We start from the raw sequence: 274 nt of genomic DNA, 5'->3' as shown, positions 1-274 counted from the left end.
AGCTCACGTACCTGCGCGGCCCCAGCGGGATCCTCGTGATGCTCGCCCAGGAGCTGCAGAGGGGCTGAGCAACGTCAGGCGGGCTTGGTCGCAACGCCGTCGAGCCAGAGGGTCTCGGACTCATCGCTGTGGACGCCGTCCGTTCCGACGTGCTTCGTGCTGATCGTCGGACCCTTCTGGATGACGTGGACCAGCGCCATCCCGTGACCGCGCCCGAGGCCGTAGTCGTCTGAGAGCCAGGTGAGGATCGCGCCCGCCTTCACTCCGCTCGACG

1 protein-coding gene is annotated in these 274 nt (G+C 67.9%); it reads right to left on the bottom strand.

All coding sequences use genetic code 11. The annotated features are described in order from the left end of the window. Positions 1-74: 74 nt before the first annotated feature. Positions 75-274 (bottom strand): DUF4287 domain-containing protein (locus SB660_RS20445; protein WP_410584156.1); only part of this gene is annotated, 200 nt, incomplete at its 5' end.

Origin of the sequence: Bacillus sp. SIMBA_005 (genome assembly GCF_046535585.1) — a bacterium.
GTDB classification, from domain to species: domain Bacteria; phylum Bacillota; class Bacilli; order Bacillales; family Bacillaceae; genus Bacillus; species Bacillus pumilus.
Note: the sequence above shows the minus strand (reverse complement) of the source record. Positions and strands in the feature narration are given on the sequence as shown.